This window comes from Cellulomonas sp. GTC20042 (genome assembly GCF_055389595.1).
The window spans coordinates 687,168-701,316 of the sequence record NZ_AP043678.1 but is presented as its reverse complement, the minus strand read 5'-3'; the positions used below and the strand labels follow the sequence as shown (position 1 = coordinate 701,316).

Genomic DNA, 14,149 nt, shown 5'->3' with positions numbered 1-14,149 from the left:
GGATCGGCCGGGGAACGAGCGACGGCCCGGCGTCCGGGCGCAGGGGGATGCGCGGACGTCGGGCCGTCGGTGGGTGACGCGGTGCGGGCCGCGTCATCTCGGGGCCCGGGCGGAGCAGGGGGTGTCCGCCCGGACGGTCGGGGCAGGGTCAGCCGTTGCCGCCGCCCTGCTGCTGCTGTTGCTGCTGGAACCACTCCCACAGCTGCTCGGGGGTCATGTTCTCCAGCCCGCCCTGGCCGCTCTGGCCCGAGTCGCCCTGGCCGGAGCCGGAGTCGCCGGACCCCTGGTCGTCGGAGCCCGAGCCGGAGCCGGAGGACGTGCTGGTCTCCTCGCGGGTGGCCAGGGTGACGTCCACGTCGAGGGACTTGCCGTCCCGGACCAGGGTCAGCGTGACCTGGTCGCCGGAGGCGTGCGCCCGGACGTAGCCGGTGAGCGACTCGGCACCGGCGACGGCCTTGCCGTCGATGGCGACGATGGTGTCGTTCGTCTGGATGCCGGCGTCGGCGGCCGGGGACCCGGTGCTGACGGTCTTGACCAGCGCGCCGGCGCGGGTGACGCCGTCGGCGGTGGCGGTGCCGTCGGCCAGGCCGAGGCCGAGGAACGCGTGCTCGGCGGTGCCGTCGGCGATGAGCTGGCTGGAGATCATCGTGGCGAGGTTGACCGGGATCGCGAAGCCGAGGCCGATCGAGCCGGACTGGCTGGACGTGGTGGCGATCGACGAGGTGATGCCGACCACGCGCCCCTGGGCGTCGAACAGCGGGCCGCCGGAGTTGCCGGGGTTGACCGCCGCGTCGATCTGGATGGCGTTGGTGACGACGGTCTCCGATCCGGACTCCGAGGTGCTGACCGGGCGGTCGAGCGCGGAGACGATGCCGGTGGTGACCGTGTTCGCCAGGCCGAGCGGGTTGCCGACGGCCATCACCGGGTCACCGACGGCGACGTCCGAGGAGTCGCCGAGGGCGGCGGGCGACAGGTCGTCCGGGGCGTCCTCGATCTTGACGACCGCGAGGTCGGTGGTGGCGTCGGTGCCCACGACGTCGGCGGTGAAGATCCGCCCGTCGGTGAGGGTGACCTGGACCTTGTCGTCCTGCGCGCCGCTGACCACGTGGTTGTTGGTGACGATGTGGCCGGCGTCGTCGATGATCACGCCGGAGCCCTCGGCCTCGCCGCTGCTGGTGGTGACCTGGATCGCGACGACGGACGCGGAGACCGCGGCGGACACGGCCTGCCAGTCGGGGTTGTCCGAGGTCGAGCCGGAGACCGGCACGGAGTCGGTGCTGGTCTGGCCGATCGAGCTGATGTCCGCGGCGCGGGTGCTGGACGAGCCGTTGCCGTCGAGCGCCACGAAGATCCCGGCGGTGGCCAGGCTCGCGACCAGCGCTGCGGTGACGCCGACGCCGACGACGGGCAGCCAGAACCGGGTCCGCTCGGAGCGGACGGTGGTGCCGGCGGCGGCGAGCGGCTGCTGGCCCTCCGGGCCGGGCTGCGCGTCCTGCGGCGGGAGGGTGCCGCCGGGCACGCCCGGCCCCGCGGCGTCCGGGCGACGGAAGGCGGTGAGCGGGTCGTGGCCCTGCGGGGTGGTGCCAGCGACGGGCTGCTGCACCGGCGCCGGGGCGGGTGTCTGCGGCGCGGCCGGCTGCTGCGGGGCGTACTGGCCGTAGCGCGGCTGCGGCTGCTGGGGGGCGGCCTGCGGGGTGCCGTACCCGGCAGCCGGGTAGCCGGCGGGGGCGGGGTAGACCGGTGCGGCGGGCTGCGGCGCGACCGGCTGCGCGGGGGTCGGCGCGGCGGCGGCCGGGGCGGGTGCGGTCGGTGCGACGTCCGGGACCGGAGCGGTCGGGGTCGTCTCCAGCCGCTGCGTCACGGCCGGGTCGATGCGCTGGGTCGGCGCCTCCTGCGGGTGCGCGCTCGCGTCGGCCACGGGGGTCTGCGGCACGGGCGTCGTGGCCTCGGCAGGGGTGCTCGCGGCGGCCTGCGGCTGCTCGGGGGTGCCCGCCTGCGGCCGGTCGTCCTCGGGTGTGGTGCTCATGGGGTGTACCTCCTCCTCGCGGACAATCAGACCCCGGCGTCCTGGATCGATGCTCGGCGGAACCTGGGAACCCGCTGCGAATCCACGATGCCGTACCGGGCGGCGTGCTGCGGACCGACCTGCGCTCGCGCGGTCACCGCTCCAGCGCCTCCGCGACGGCGGCCGCCACCCGGGACCCGAGCGCCCGCCGGTCCGTGCGATCGACCCGCACCTCGACCACCGAGGTGCCCGGGCCCGGTGCGGCCAGCGCGGCGGACAGCGCGGCGAGGTCGCTCACCCGCACGTGCCGCACCCCGTACCCGGCGCACAGCGCGGCGAGGTCGGCGGTGTGCGGGGTGGCGAACACCCGCTCGAAGGTGCGCGCACGCTCCGGCGCGCCGTGCTCGAGGGTGGCGAAGATCGATCCCCCGGCGTCGTTCATCACCACGATCTGCACGTCCGGCTCGGACTCGGTGGACGGGCGCAGCAGCCCGCCGACGTCGTGCAGGAAGGTCAGGTCACCGACCAGCGCGCGCACCCGGCGGTCCGGCAGCCCGAGGGCGACCCCCGCGGCGGTGGCGAGCATGCCGTCGATCCCGGCCAGCCCGCGGTTGGCGAGCACGGTGGGCTGCTCGTCCCAGCGAGCGACCAGGTCGAGGTCGCGCACCGGGTTGGAGGAGCCGATCACCAGCACGTCCTCGGGCGCGCACGCCTCGGCCACGGCACGCACCGCCTGCGGGCCGGACAGCGGCGGGGTGCTGCGGGTGCGCGGACCGGCGGGGTCGACGTCGAGCAGGGCGTCGACCGCCGTGCGCGCGGCGGCGTCGGCGGTGCGCCAGGCGTCCAGCCAGCCCGGATCGGCCACCGGTCCGTCGAACCACTCCGGCGGCACGGCGGTGAGCACCCGGTCGGCGGCACGGCCGGCATCGGGCCAGCCGGACCCCTCGGGCGCGATCACGGTGAGATCCACGTCGTCCCGGGCGAGCAGCATCGTCACCGGACGGGTCAGCGTCGGACGGCCGAGGAGCACCACCGAGCGCACCCGCCCGCCGAGCGACGGGTGGCCGAGCAGCAGCCGGTAGGCGGCGATCGACGCCGGGCCGCCGCGAGCACCGGAGGAGGGCTCGGCGAGCAGCGGCCAGCCTGCCGCCTCGGCCAGGCGCCGGGCGTCCGGTCCGGCTCCGTCGGCGGCCACGACCACCACCGGCCCGGGCAGGTCCGCGCGGGCGGGGGCGGGCCCGGAGCCGACGGGGCGGGCGACCACGTCGACCCGGCCGGCGGTCGAGGGGGCGGGCCAGGGCTCGTCGCCGGGCACCAGCGGGTCGCGGAAGGCGAGGTCGAGGTGCACCGGCCCCGGGTCGCCGGTCCGGCTGCCGAGGGCGGCGGCCACCGCGCGGGACACGGCGTGCCGCAGGTCGCGGTCCTCCCCCGCCCGCCCGGTCGGCGCCGGCACGTCCACGTCCAGGCGCACCGCGGGCCCGAAGATCCCGACCTGCGCGGTGGTCTGGTTGGCGCCGGTGCCGCGCAGCTCGTGCGGACGATCGGCGGTGAGCAGCAGCAGCGGGACCCCGGCGTGGTGCGCCTCCAGCACGGCGGGGTGCAGGTTCGCCACCGCGGTGCCCGAGGTGGTCACCACGGCCACCGCGCGCGGGGTGCCCGTGACGGAGGCGGCCCGGGCGAGGCCGAGGGCGAGGAAGCCGGCGTCGCGCTCGTCCACCCGCACGTGCAGGCGCAGGTCGGGGGCGTGCTCCGGGCGCTCGCCGGCGGGCAGCGCGGCCTCGCCGAGCGCGTAGGCCAGCGGGGCGCTGCGCGATCCCGGGGCCAGCACGACGTCCCGCACGCCGTGGGCGGCGAGCTCCTGCACCAGCACCCGGGCGGCCTGCGCCGCGGGGGAGGGGACCGGGGCGGTGGACGGGGTGCCGGTCATGCGGCCACCGCCCGCACCGCGTCGAGCCGGGCGGACCAGCGCGCGACGGTCTCGGCGTCCGCCGCCGTCGCGGCCAGTCGCGCGGGGTCGGGCCGCAGAGCGAGCGCCTGCGCGATGTCCAGCGCGCCGTCCCGCGGCAGCAGCGGGTGGTCCACCACGTCGGCGGTGAGCAGTTGCGCGGTGGCGAGGCCGCAGGCGTAGGGCAGGTCCGGCAGGGCGGCCGCGAGCGCCACCCCGGCCGCCAGCCCGATCGAGGACTCCAGCGCCGAGGACACCACCACCGGCAGGCCGATCTGCTCGGCGAGGTCCAGGCAGGCGCGCACGCCGCCGAGCGGCTGCACCTTGAGCACGACGATGTCGGCGGCCTCGGCGCGCACCACGGCGAACGGGTCCTCGGCGCGGCGGATCGACTCGTCGGCGGCCACCGGCACGTGGGTGGCACGGCGCACCCGCGCCAGGTCGGGCACCGTGGCCACCGGCTGCTCGGCGTACTCCAGCCCGCCGGCGGCCCGGTCCAGCAGGCGCAGGCGGTCGATCGCGGTGTCGACGTCCCAGCCGCCGTTGGCGTCCACCCGGATCGCCCCGTCCGGGCCCAGCGCCTCGCGCACGGCGGCCAGCCGGTCGGCCTCCTGCGCCGCCGTCTGACCGGGCTCGGCGACCTTGACCTTGGCGGTCCGGCAGCCCCCGGAGGCGCGCACGATCCGCCCGGCGGTCTCGGCGTCCACGGCGGGGACGGTGACGTTGACCGGGACGCGGTCGCGGACCGGCGCGGGCAGGCCGACGTCGGCGGCCTCGCGGGTGGCGCGCCACCAGGCGGAGGACTCGGCGGGGTCGTAGTCCCAGAACGGGCTGAACTCGCCCCAGCCGGCGTCCCCCTGCACCAGCACGCCCTCGCGCACGGTGATCCGGCGGAAGCGCGTCGTCAGATCGATCGCGTAGACGTGCACCCGCCCAGGGTAGGCCCGCACCCCCTGCCACCCGCGAGTTCGGTGGTTCGTGCGAGAGATCACCCCCGCAACCACCGAACTCGGCCCGAACCACCGAACTCGGCGGCGGGGGTGCGGGGGTGGTGGGTGCGCGCGGGGGTGGGGGTGCGGGGGGCTAGCGGAGGAGGGTGGCGAGGAGGGTGCGGGCCGTGGGGCGGAGGGGGCGGGCCTCGCTGACGGCGGTGACCACGGCGCCGTCGAGGACGGCGAGCACCAGGGCAGGGTCGAGAGCGGGGCCGGGCAGGGCGGCGAGGAGATCGGCGAGCACGGTGTCCAGGCGCTGGCGGCCCTCACCCAGGGCCGCGGCGAGCGCGGGGGCCCGGCCGGCGTCGAGCAGCAGCTGGTAGTGCGCGAGCACCGCCGCGTCGTCACCGGGCGGGAGCAGCGCCTCGACCAGCACCGCGGCGGGGTCGACGCCGCGTGCGCCCGGGGCGCCTTCGCCGGGGTCCGCGCCCGGGGCACCCGCGCTGGGGCCGTCGGTGCCCGGCGCGGGCGCAGCGCTGCCGAGGCCCGCGCGCACCTGCTCGGCGTGGGCCACCCAGGCGTCCACCAGCCCGCTGCCCGCTGCGCCGGCGAGGTCGTCGAGCCCGCCGTAGTAGTAGGTGGTGGCCGAGAGCGACACCCCGGCGCGCTGCGCGACGGCGCGGTGGCTGAGGGCCGCCGGTCCCTGCTCGCGCACCAGGTCGGAGGCGGCCCGGGCGATCTGGGCCCGACGCTGCTCGCCCTTGGCGGTGCGTCCGACCGCGCCGGGGCCGGCCGTCGGCAGCCCGCCGTTCAGTGCCCGCCGCCGGACAGGTTGAGCCCGACCACGCCGGCGACGATCAGCACGAGCGAGACGATCGTCAGCACGGACACCGACTCGCCGAAGACCACGATCGCCAGGAGCGCGGTGGTGGCGGCACCGATCCCGACCCACACGCCGTAGGCCACGCCGACCGGCAACGTGCGCAGCGCCCACGCCAGGCCGAGCATCGACGCGGCGAGGAGCACCACGAACCCGACGCTGGGCCAGAGCTTGCTGAACCCCTCGGACGCCTTGAGGCTGAGCGCCCAGCCCGCCTCGAGCAGTCCGGACGCGATGAGCACGATCCAGGCCACGGCCTTCTCCTCCGACGGGACGCCCCGCCCGCGGGCTGCCCCGCGTGGACGCGCCGGGTGGGCTCTCCGCCGTCGCACGTCCGTCGTTTCTGGTACGACCGTACCAGACTGGGGACGCCCTAGGCTGACCCGGTGACCGAGAACACCCCGCCGCGCGTCTCCGACACCTTCGACCCCCGCCGCTGGCGCACGGTGACCGGCTTCGACGACCTCACCGACCTCACCTACCACCGCGGCGTGCACCGCGCGGAGGACGGCACCGTCCGCGACCTGCCCGTGGTGCGCGTCGCCTTCGACCGCCCCGAGGTGCGCAACGCCTTCCGCCCGCACACGGTGGACGAGCTGTACCGGGTGCTGGACCACGCGCGGATGACCTCGGACGTCGGCACCGTGCTCCTCACCGGCAACGGCCCGAGCCCCAAGGACGGCGGCTACGCGTTCTGCTCCGGCGGCGACCAGCGGATCCGGGGGCGCGACGGCTACCGCTACACGGATGCCACCGACGCCGAGACCGCCGACCACATCGACCCGGCGCGCGCCGGACGGCTGCACATCCTCGAGGTGCAGCGGCTGATCCGCACCATGCCGAAGGTCGTGATCGCCGTGGTCAACGGCTGGGCGGCCGGCGGCGGGCACTCGCTGCACGTGGTGGCGGACCTGACGATCGCGTCGCGCCAGCACGCGCGCTTCATGCAGACCGACGCCAACGTGGGGTCCTTCGACGGCGGCTACGGCTCGGCGCTGCTCGCCCGGCAGGTCGGGCAGAAGCGCGCGCGGGAGATCTTCTTCCTGGCCCGCGAGTACTCCGCGGAGCAGGCGATGGCCTGGGGCGCGATCAACGACGTGGTGGACCACGCCGAGATCGAGGACGCCGCGCTGGAGTACGCCCGGATCATCGCCACCAAGTCCCCGCAGGCGATCCGGATGCTGAAGTTCGCCTTCAACCTGGCCGACGACGGACTCGCGGGCCAGCAGGTGTTCGCCGGCGAGGCGACCCGCCTGGCCTACATGACCGACGAGGCGGTCGAGGGACGCGACGCCTTCCTCGAGCGTCGAGACCCGGACTGGAGCCGCTTCCCTTACGCGTACTGATCGCGGACGCACGACGGCCCCGGTCCCCTCGGCGGGGTCCGGGGCCGTCGGCCGTCCTGCGTGATCAGGAGATCGTCAGCGTCCCGCCGGCGGCGGGCACGAGCTCGACCCAGGTGTTGCCCGGCGCCAGCAGCGCCTCCGTGCCGTCGGCCAGGAACAACCGCATCGGCGCCTCCTGGGAGTCCTTCTGCCAGGTCACCGGGACGGTCTTGCCCCCGGTGGCCAGCGTGCCCTCGCCGGAGCCGACCAGCGTGTACGTCGGGACGATCGCCCCGTTCTGCGCGCCGAACTCCGTGCCGGGGTGCTCCGCGACGATCGACACCACGTTGGTGGCCGACAGCTGCACGCCGCTCGCCGCCATCGCCGGGCTGCTGCCCTCCGACCGCAGCCACTGCGTGCCGTCCCAGGTCCAGGACGGCTTGGACTGCGAGGACAGCGCGAAGGTCAGCGTGGTCGCCGGGGTGCCCTGCACGACGGCGCTGGCCTGCTCGAAGGAGCGCGCGAAGCCGAACTGCCGCTCCGGGCTGGCCTGGTGCTCCGCGTCCGCCTGCGCCCAGAGCTTCGTCGGGTCCGCGTAGACGTTGTGCGGGGCGGAGCGCGCGCTGCTGCGGTACATGCCGTCGACGCCCCGGTCGTGGCTGAGCACCTGCACCGGCGCCTGGTCCACCAGCTCGAGGATGCCGGTCTGGCCGCCGGAGAAGGTGAACAGGCCCTTGAGCGGCGAGACGATCAACGGGTCCATCGGACGCACCGAACGGATCGGGCCGATCTCCGCCGGCACCTGCGACTGGAACACCGCGACGAAGCGGGAGACCTCGAACTCGACGATCGTCTCCCACACCACGTCGGCCTGCTCCAGACCGGACTGCGGGCGGGCCGCGTTGGTGTTCTCGACCTTGACCGCGAGCGCCGGACGGGTCACGACCTCGCCGGCGACACCGGTCAGCGGCCAGGTCACCGGCACGACCGGCTCCGGGGCGGCACCCTTGTCGGCGTCGATGCTCGGCCCGAGCGTGGTGGCGTCGGGGGCGGGCTCCTCACCGGTCGCGCACCCTGCCATCGCGAGCGCCAGGACGAGGCCGAGCCCTGCGGCACGCCACCGCCCCCTGAGTGCGAGCGCCATGTCCAACCCTTCTCTGCCGTCCGTCTGCCGTCGCGGTGCGCCACGGCCGGCCCGGCCGATCGCGTCGCGCGCGGTCCCGGGCGTCCTGACACTCTACGGGCGGACCTACCCTGGGCCGGTGAGCCGTCCCGTCCGCGTCGTCCCCGCGTCACCCGCCCGGCTGCCCGGGCTGCTGTCCGCCCTGCGCGCGGCGCTGGACGGCTCCGGGCCCGCGGTGCTGCCGTTCGAGGACGGCACCGTCCCCCTCGATCCCGGCCCGCCGGTGGCGGACGACGTCGCCCTGCTGGTCCGCACGTCCGGGTCGACCGGCGAGCCCCGGGAGGTGCTGCTGACCGCGGACGCGCTCGCCGCCTCCGGGCGCGCCACCGCCGACCGGCTGCACGGGCACGGCACCTGGCTGCTCGCCCTGCCGTCCTGGCACGTCGCCGGGCTGCAGGTGATCGCCCGGTCGGTGCTCGCCGGCACCGAGCCCGTGGTGCTGGACGGCCCGACCCGTCCCGACCCCTTCGCCGCCGCCACCGCGCAGTTGCCCACCGACGGCCCGCGGTACACCTCGCTGGTGCCGACCCAGCTGCACCGGCTGCTCGCCGACCCCGCCGCCGCCGACGCGCTGACCACCTTCGACGCCGTGCTGCTCGGCGGGGCGGCCGCCGCTCCCACCCTGGTCGCCGAGGCGAGGGCCGCCGGGGTACCGGTGGTCACCACCTACGGCATGTCCGAGACCTGCGGGGGCTGCGTCTACGACGGCGTGCCGCTGGACGGCGTGCAGGTCACGATCGACGCCGACGACCGGATCTCGATCGCCGGGCCGGTGCTCGCCGCCGGGTACCGCGGGGCCGGCGGCACCTCCGCCTTCGAGGAGCACGACGGACGACGATCGGTGCGCACCAGCGATCTCGGGCGCTGGTCGACCGGCGCCGACGGCGTGCGGCGGTTGCAGGTGCTCGGCCGTGCGGACGACGTGCTGGTCACCGGCGGGGAGAAGATCGCGCCCGCCGCCGTCGAGTCCGTGCTCGCCGGGCTGCCCGACGTCGTCGAGGTGTGCGTGGTCGGCGTGCCCGACCCGGAGTGGGGTCAGGCGCTGGTGGCGGTGGTCGTGCCCCGGTCCGGCACCACCCCCGACGTCGAGGCGCTGCGCCGGTCGGTCGCCGACGCCCTCGGCCGCGCCGCCGCGCCCCGGCACGTGCTCACCGTCGACGCCCTGCCGCTGCGCGGTCCCGGCAAGACCGACCGCCGCGCGGTGACCGACCTCGCAGCCCGGGCGCTCGGTCGCACCGCGACGGCCGGGTAGCGTCGTCCCCGCACTCCCCCTTCTCGACAGGAGCACCATGGCCACCCCGCAGGAGTGGATCGCCGGTTCGCGGCCCCGCACGCTGCCCGCCGCCGCCGCCCCCGTGCTGGTCGGCACCGGCGCCGCCGCGCAGATCGACCAGGCGCACCTCGGTCGCGGCCTGCTCGCGCTCGGCGTCGCGCTGGCGCTCCAGATCGGGGTGAACTTCGCCAACGACTACTCCGACGGCGTGCGCGGCACCGACACCGAGCGGGTCGGCCCGCTCCGGCTCACCGCCGCCGGCCTGGCCCGCCCCGGCGCGGTCAAGGCCGCCGCCTTCGGCGCGTTCGGCGTCGCCGCCCTGCTCGGTCTGTGGCTGGTCGCGCTGTCCGGCCAGTGGTGGCTGCTCGCGGTCGGTGCGGTCAGCGTCGCCGCCGCCTGGTACTACACCGGCGGCAAGCGGCCCTACGGCTACCGCGGCCTCGGCGAGGTCGGCGTCTTCGTGTTCTTCGGGCTGGTGGCCGTGCTCGGCACCACCTACACGCAGGCCGGCCGGATCACCTGGCCGTCCGTCGTCGGCGCCGTGGCCGTCGGGCTGCTCGCCTGCGCGCTGCTCATGGTGAACAACCTGCGCGACGTCCCCACCGACGCCCTGGTGGGCAAGCGCACCCTCGCCGTCCGCCTCGGCGAGCGCCGGGCCCGCATCGCCTACGCGCTGCTGGTGCTGGTGCCCGTGCTGCTCGGCCTGGTGTGCGCGCTCGCCGCCCCGTGGACGCTGGTCGTCATGCTGCTCGCGCTGCCCGCCGGGATGCTCGCGTTCACGGTGCTGGTGGGCGCGCGCGGCCGGGCGCTGATCCCGGTGCTCGCCGGGACCGGGATGCTGGAGCTGGCGTTCGGGGTGCTGCTGGGGATCGGCCTGGCGCTGTAGCGCCCGCTCAGCGGGCCGTGCCCTCGGCCCCGTCCACCGCGGCGTCCTCGACCGCGGCGTCCTCCGTCGCCGACCGGGACAGCCGGGGCCGGTCGCCGCGCGCGTCGGCGCGGGCCTTGAGCCAGAGCGCGGCGCGGTCCCGCGGGCCGGCGAGCAGCAGGTACGACAGCATGAACGCCAGCACCGCGCCGAGCAGCAGGGCGTACACCAGGCCCATGCCGGCGAACCACAGCCCGACGACGCAGACGACCAGCAGGGCGAGGCGCAGCAGGGAGTAGACGAAGAACGGCACCCGCCCAGGGTAGGCCGGGGCACGTCGGTCCGCTGCGCGCGTCTCGCCGACGCCGATCCGCCCACCCGGTCCCCGGCCCGACCCCTGCTCACCCGCTGCCGCCGCCCGCCCGGCGAGCCCGGCACGTAGGCTGGACGGCATGGCTCGGGTGCTGCTCTTCCTGCTGATCGTCGGCGCGGTCGTCTACGCCGTCGTGGACATCTCCAACAGCGAGGACGACGAGCGCCTCGGCATGCCGCCGTTCCTGTGGATCGTGCTGGTGATCCTGGTGCCGGTGCTCGGCACGATCGTGTGGCTGGCGGTGAGCCGCACGCAGCGCGCCCGCCGGGGCACCCGACCCGGGACGGCGACGTCGTACCGCACGGCGGGGCACCCGACGCAGCCGCAGCAGCCGCTGGCGCCGGACGACGACCCGGAGTTCCTCTGGCTGCTGGAGCAGGCGCGGATCAAGCGGCAGCGCGAGGAGCAGGCGCAGGCGTCCGGCGAGGAGCCGCCCGCGACGGGCGGGGACTCCCGCGGCGAGGACGACGGGCATCGTGCGGGCGACCAGGACGGTCAGCCGCGCGCCTGAGCGCTCGGGCAGACTCGGCGGATCGAGCCCGGCACCCGGCGGTGGATCACCGCACCTGCCGGGTCACAGCCCCGAGTACGAGTGCTTCCCGTCGACGAACAGGTTGACCACGGTGAAGTTCGCGAGCACCGCCGCGTAGCCGACGAAGACGAAGAACGCCGCCTTGCGCCCGGCCCAGCCGCGCGTGGTGCGGGCGTGCAGGTAGGCGGCGTAGACCACCCAGGCGACGAAGGTGCCGACCTCCTTGGGGTCCCAGCCCCAGTACCGGCCCCAGGCCTGCTCGGCCCAGATCGCGCCGCCGATCAGCGTGAGCGTCCAGAGCACGAAGCCGATCGCGTTCAGCCGGAAGGACAGCGCCTCGAGCCGCCGTGCGGAGGGGACGGTGCGCAGCCAGCTCCAGGCCGGTCCGGTGACGGCCCAGCGCGCGAGCGGCCCGCCGCGCTGGGCGAGGTGCGAGCGCCCGCTCTCCCGCCCGTCCTTGAGCACCTGGAGCACGGCGGTGGCGAAGGCGACGGTGAAGACGCCGGTGGCGGCGATGGCGACGCCGACGTGGATCACCAGCCAGTAGTTCTGGAGCGCGGGCTGCACCTCGTCGGCCTGGACGTAGAAGGCGTTGAGGCCGAGCACCAGCGCGAGCACGGCGATGCCCATCACGACGACGCCGAGGAACGGGATCACCCGGCGACGCTGCACGACGCCCAGCACCGTCGCGGCGACGAACGTGCCGACCAGCGTGAACTCGTACATGTTGGCGGTGGGCCAGCGGCCGGCGGCCAGACCACGCGTGACGATGCCGACCAGCAGCATGAGGATGCCGAGGTAGGTGGTGGAGCGCGCGATGCCGGTGGTGGCCGAGGGCGGGGCCACCGCGCGGTCGTCGACCTCGTCCGACGCGGCGGGCACCTCGGGCACCGTGACCGGCTCGGGCGCCGGCGCGACCAGCGTGCTCGTCCCGCCCTGCCCGGCGACCAGCGCCTCGGCGCGGGCGGCGCGCTCGGCCTTGGCGGCGGCGACCCGCGCGGTGCGGGCCTCCCGGGTGGCACGCGAGGCGGCGTCGGCCACGCGGGCCAGCGCCACCGAGTACGCGACGAGCGCGATCGTGAAGGCCGTCGCGGCCCCCCAGACCAGCAGGGTGCTGATGTCGCCCAGTGCCATGCGCTCGCCTCTCGTGCTCGGTCCCGGCCCTGCCCGATCAGTCCTCGGCGGAGCCCGGTGCCTCGTCGTCGTCCGGCCGGAGCCGGTCCATCACCCGGTCGAGCTCCGCCTGGAGCCCGACGTCGTCACCGCGCGCCAGCGCCGCGGCGGTGACCACTGTACGACCTGACCCGGGACCTTGGTCCCCGGTGCGACCAGCGGTGTCAGGGGTCAGCCGCAGCCACACCCGACGGCGCGGCACGAAGAGCGACAGCGCGAGGCCGGCGAAGGCCAGCAGGGCGAAGGTCAGCACCCAGCCGAGCGAGGGGTCGTGCCGCAGGTCCAGCGCGACGAACCGGGGCAGCGAGTCGAAGGTGAGCGTGCCGAGGCCGTCCGGCAGGTCGACCGTCTCCCCCGGCCGCACGTACAGCGTGAGCGGCGTGCCGTCCGCCTCGGTGACCTGCGTGAGGTTCGTCTCGTCCAGCTGGTAGACGTTCTGCGGCACCCCGTCGTCCAGCCCGAGGTCGCCGGTCCACACCGCGAGCGCGAGCAGCGGGTCGGTGGGCTGCGGGTGCACGGACCGCCAGATGTCGTCGCCGATCTGCTCGGCGGTGGGCAGCAGCACGCCCTGCAGGCCGATCTGCGGGCCGCTGGTCACGTCCGGGACCTTGATGACGCCCTGCGAGGTGTAGACGGTGTCCTGCGGGAGGAACGGGACCGCGCCGGAGAACGTGATCTCCCCGTCGGCATCCCGCACGGTGACCTGCGGCGCGTAGCCGTTGCCCTGCAGGTACACCTTGGCGCCGCCCGCCTCGAGCGGGTGGTTCACCTTGATCGTGTCGGCGTAGGGCTCCTCACCGGGCTCGGTGACGGTGACCTCGGCCAGGAAGTCGCGGGACTGCAACGTCGCCGGGTCGAAGCGCGAGGTGAAGCGGTCCAGCCGCAGCGAGAACGGGTCGAGGTCGGCGGCGCGGAAGCCGGAGCCGCTCTCGAAGGAGTCGTAGTCGCTCTGCGTGTTGGCGAAGGCGCGCCCCTCCACCACGATCGCCTGCCCGCGGTAGTGCAGCAGCTGGCCGGTGGCGATCGACACCAGCAGGCCGACCAGCGCGAGGTGGAACACCAGGTTGCCGGTCTCGCGCAGGTAGCCGCGCTCGGCGGCGACGGTCCAGGTGCCGGCCTTCTCCTCCTGCACGTCGACCCGGAACCGCGGGCGCAGCGCGGCGCGGGCCTGCCGGGCGACCTCGGCGGGGCTGCCGTCCAGGACGGCGTCGGCACGGGCCGGGAACCGGTCGAAGCGGCGCGGGGTGCGCGGCGGGCGGTTGCGCAGCGCGCGCAGGTGGGTGCGGCTGCGCGGCAGGATGCAGCCGACCAGCGAGACGAACAGCAGCAGGTAGATCGCGGAGAACCACACGCTCGCGTACACGTCGAACATGCCGAGCCGGTCGAGCAGCGGTCCGAGCTCGGGGTGGTCGGTCAGGTAGGTGGCGACGCGGGCGGGGTCCTGCGGGCGCTGCGGGAAGACCGTGCCGGGCACGGCGGCCACGGCCAGCAGCATGAGCAGCAGCAGCGCCACCCGCATGCTGGTGAGCTGGCGCCAGGTCCAGCGCAGCCAGCCGACCACGCCCAGCGCGGGCAGCTGCGGCGGCGCGCCGTCGCCGACGAGCGCGTCGTCGATCCCCTCGGGCACGTAGCCCGCGGGACGTCCGGTCGTGTCCTGGGTCAT

At 75.9% G+C, this 14,149-nt stretch carries 13 protein-coding genes; 4 read left to right on the top strand and 9 right to left on the bottom strand.

From position 1 onward, the window contains the following. Positions 1–148: 148 nt before the first annotated feature. The 5 genes from ACZ5HG_RS03275 to ACZ5HG_RS03255 all read right to left on the bottom strand — a co-directional run bounded on the left by ACZ5HG_RS03275 (position 149) and on the right by ACZ5HG_RS03255 (position 6,016). Complete coding sequence (locus tag ACZ5HG_RS03275; protein ID WP_464180381.1) at positions 149–2,026, bottom strand: S1C family serine protease; 1,878 nt, start codon at positions 2,024–2,026, stop codon at positions 149–151. 133 nt (positions 2,027–2,159) lie between these two features. Further along, positions 2,160–3,932 carry a 2-succinyl-5-enolpyruvyl-6-hydroxy-3-cyclohexene-1-carboxylic-acid synthase gene (gene menD, locus ACZ5HG_RS03270; RefSeq protein ID WP_464180380.1) on the bottom strand — a complete coding sequence of 591 codons (1,773 nt, stop codon included), beginning with the start codon at positions 3,930–3,932 and terminating at the stop codon, positions 2,160–2,162. Next, positions 3,929–4,879 (bottom strand): o-succinylbenzoate synthase, encoded by a 951-nt coding sequence (locus ACZ5HG_RS03265; RefSeq protein WP_464180379.1) that lies wholly within the window; start codon positions 4,877–4,879, stop codon positions 3,929–3,931. The genes menD and ACZ5HG_RS03265 overlap by 4 nt, the downstream gene beginning before the upstream one ends. 154 nt (positions 4,880–5,033) lie before the next feature. Continuing rightward, positions 5,034–5,597 carry a TetR/AcrR family transcriptional regulator gene (locus ACZ5HG_RS03260; RefSeq protein ID WP_464180378.1) on the bottom strand — a complete coding sequence of 188 codons (564 nt, stop codon included), beginning with the start codon at positions 5,595–5,597 and terminating at the stop codon, positions 5,034–5,036. Positions 5,598–5,692: 95 nt separating this feature from the next. Further along, complete coding sequence (locus ACZ5HG_RS03255; protein ID WP_464180377.1) at positions 5,693–6,016, bottom strand: DMT family transporter; 324 nt, start codon at positions 6,014–6,016, stop codon at positions 5,693–5,695. A 132-nt stretch (positions 6,017–6,148) separates the two neighbouring features. On the opposite strand from ACZ5HG_RS03255, the gene ACZ5HG_RS03250 reads away from it, so the two are divergent. Continuing rightward, on the top strand, positions 6,149–7,108 hold the full coding sequence (locus ACZ5HG_RS03250; protein ID WP_464180376.1) for a 1,4-dihydroxy-2-naphthoyl-CoA synthase: 960 nt from the start codon (positions 6,149–6,151) through the stop codon (positions 7,106–7,108). A gap of 64 nt (positions 7,109–7,172) precedes the next feature. On the opposite strand, the gene ACZ5HG_RS03245 is transcribed toward ACZ5HG_RS03250, so the two are convergent. Further along, positions 7,173–8,231, bottom strand: a complete 1,059-nt coding sequence (locus tag ACZ5HG_RS03245; protein ID WP_464180375.1) for a DUF3048 domain-containing protein — start codon at positions 8,229–8,231, stop codon at positions 7,173–7,175. A 118-nt stretch (positions 8,232–8,349) separates the two neighbouring features. Between ACZ5HG_RS03245 and menE the strand changes: the two genes are divergently transcribed. Together menE and ACZ5HG_RS03235 are read left to right on the top strand one after the other, a co-directional pair. Beyond that, positions 8,350–9,522, top strand: coding sequence for an o-succinylbenzoate--CoA ligase (menE, locus tag ACZ5HG_RS03240; RefSeq protein ID WP_464180374.1), 1,173 nt, complete (start codon positions 8,350–8,352; stop codon positions 9,520–9,522). A gap of 37 nt (positions 9,523–9,559) precedes the next feature. Beyond that, positions 9,560–10,429 (top strand): 1,4-dihydroxy-2-naphthoate polyprenyltransferase, encoded by an 870-nt coding sequence (locus tag ACZ5HG_RS03235; protein WP_464180373.1) that lies wholly within the window; start codon positions 9,560–9,562, stop codon positions 10,427–10,429. A 7-nt stretch (positions 10,430–10,436) separates the two neighbouring features. Here ACZ5HG_RS03235 and ACZ5HG_RS03230 read toward each other — a convergent pair whose 3' ends face one another. Beyond that, positions 10,437–10,721, bottom strand: a complete 285-nt coding sequence (locus tag ACZ5HG_RS03230; protein WP_464180372.1) for a DUF4229 domain-containing protein — start codon at positions 10,719–10,721, stop codon at positions 10,437–10,439. 139 nt (positions 10,722–10,860) lie between these two features. On the opposite strand from ACZ5HG_RS03230, the gene ACZ5HG_RS03225 reads away from it, so the two are divergent. Further along, entirely contained in the window at positions 10,861–11,292 is a 432-nt protein-coding gene (locus ACZ5HG_RS03225; protein WP_464180371.1) for a PLD nuclease N-terminal domain-containing protein, read from the top strand. A gap of 63 nt (positions 11,293–11,355) precedes the next feature. Here ACZ5HG_RS03225 and ccsB read toward each other — a convergent pair whose 3' ends face one another. After that, positions 11,356–12,447 (bottom strand): c-type cytochrome biogenesis protein CcsB, encoded by a 1,092-nt coding sequence (gene ccsB, locus ACZ5HG_RS03220; RefSeq protein WP_464180369.1) that lies wholly within the window; start codon positions 12,445–12,447, stop codon positions 11,356–11,358. Between the two features lie 37 nt (positions 12,448–12,484). Beyond that, positions 12,485–14,149, bottom strand: coding sequence for a cytochrome c biogenesis protein ResB (gene resB / locus ACZ5HG_RS03215; protein ID WP_464180368.1), 1,665 nt, complete (start codon positions 14,147–14,149; stop codon positions 12,485–12,487).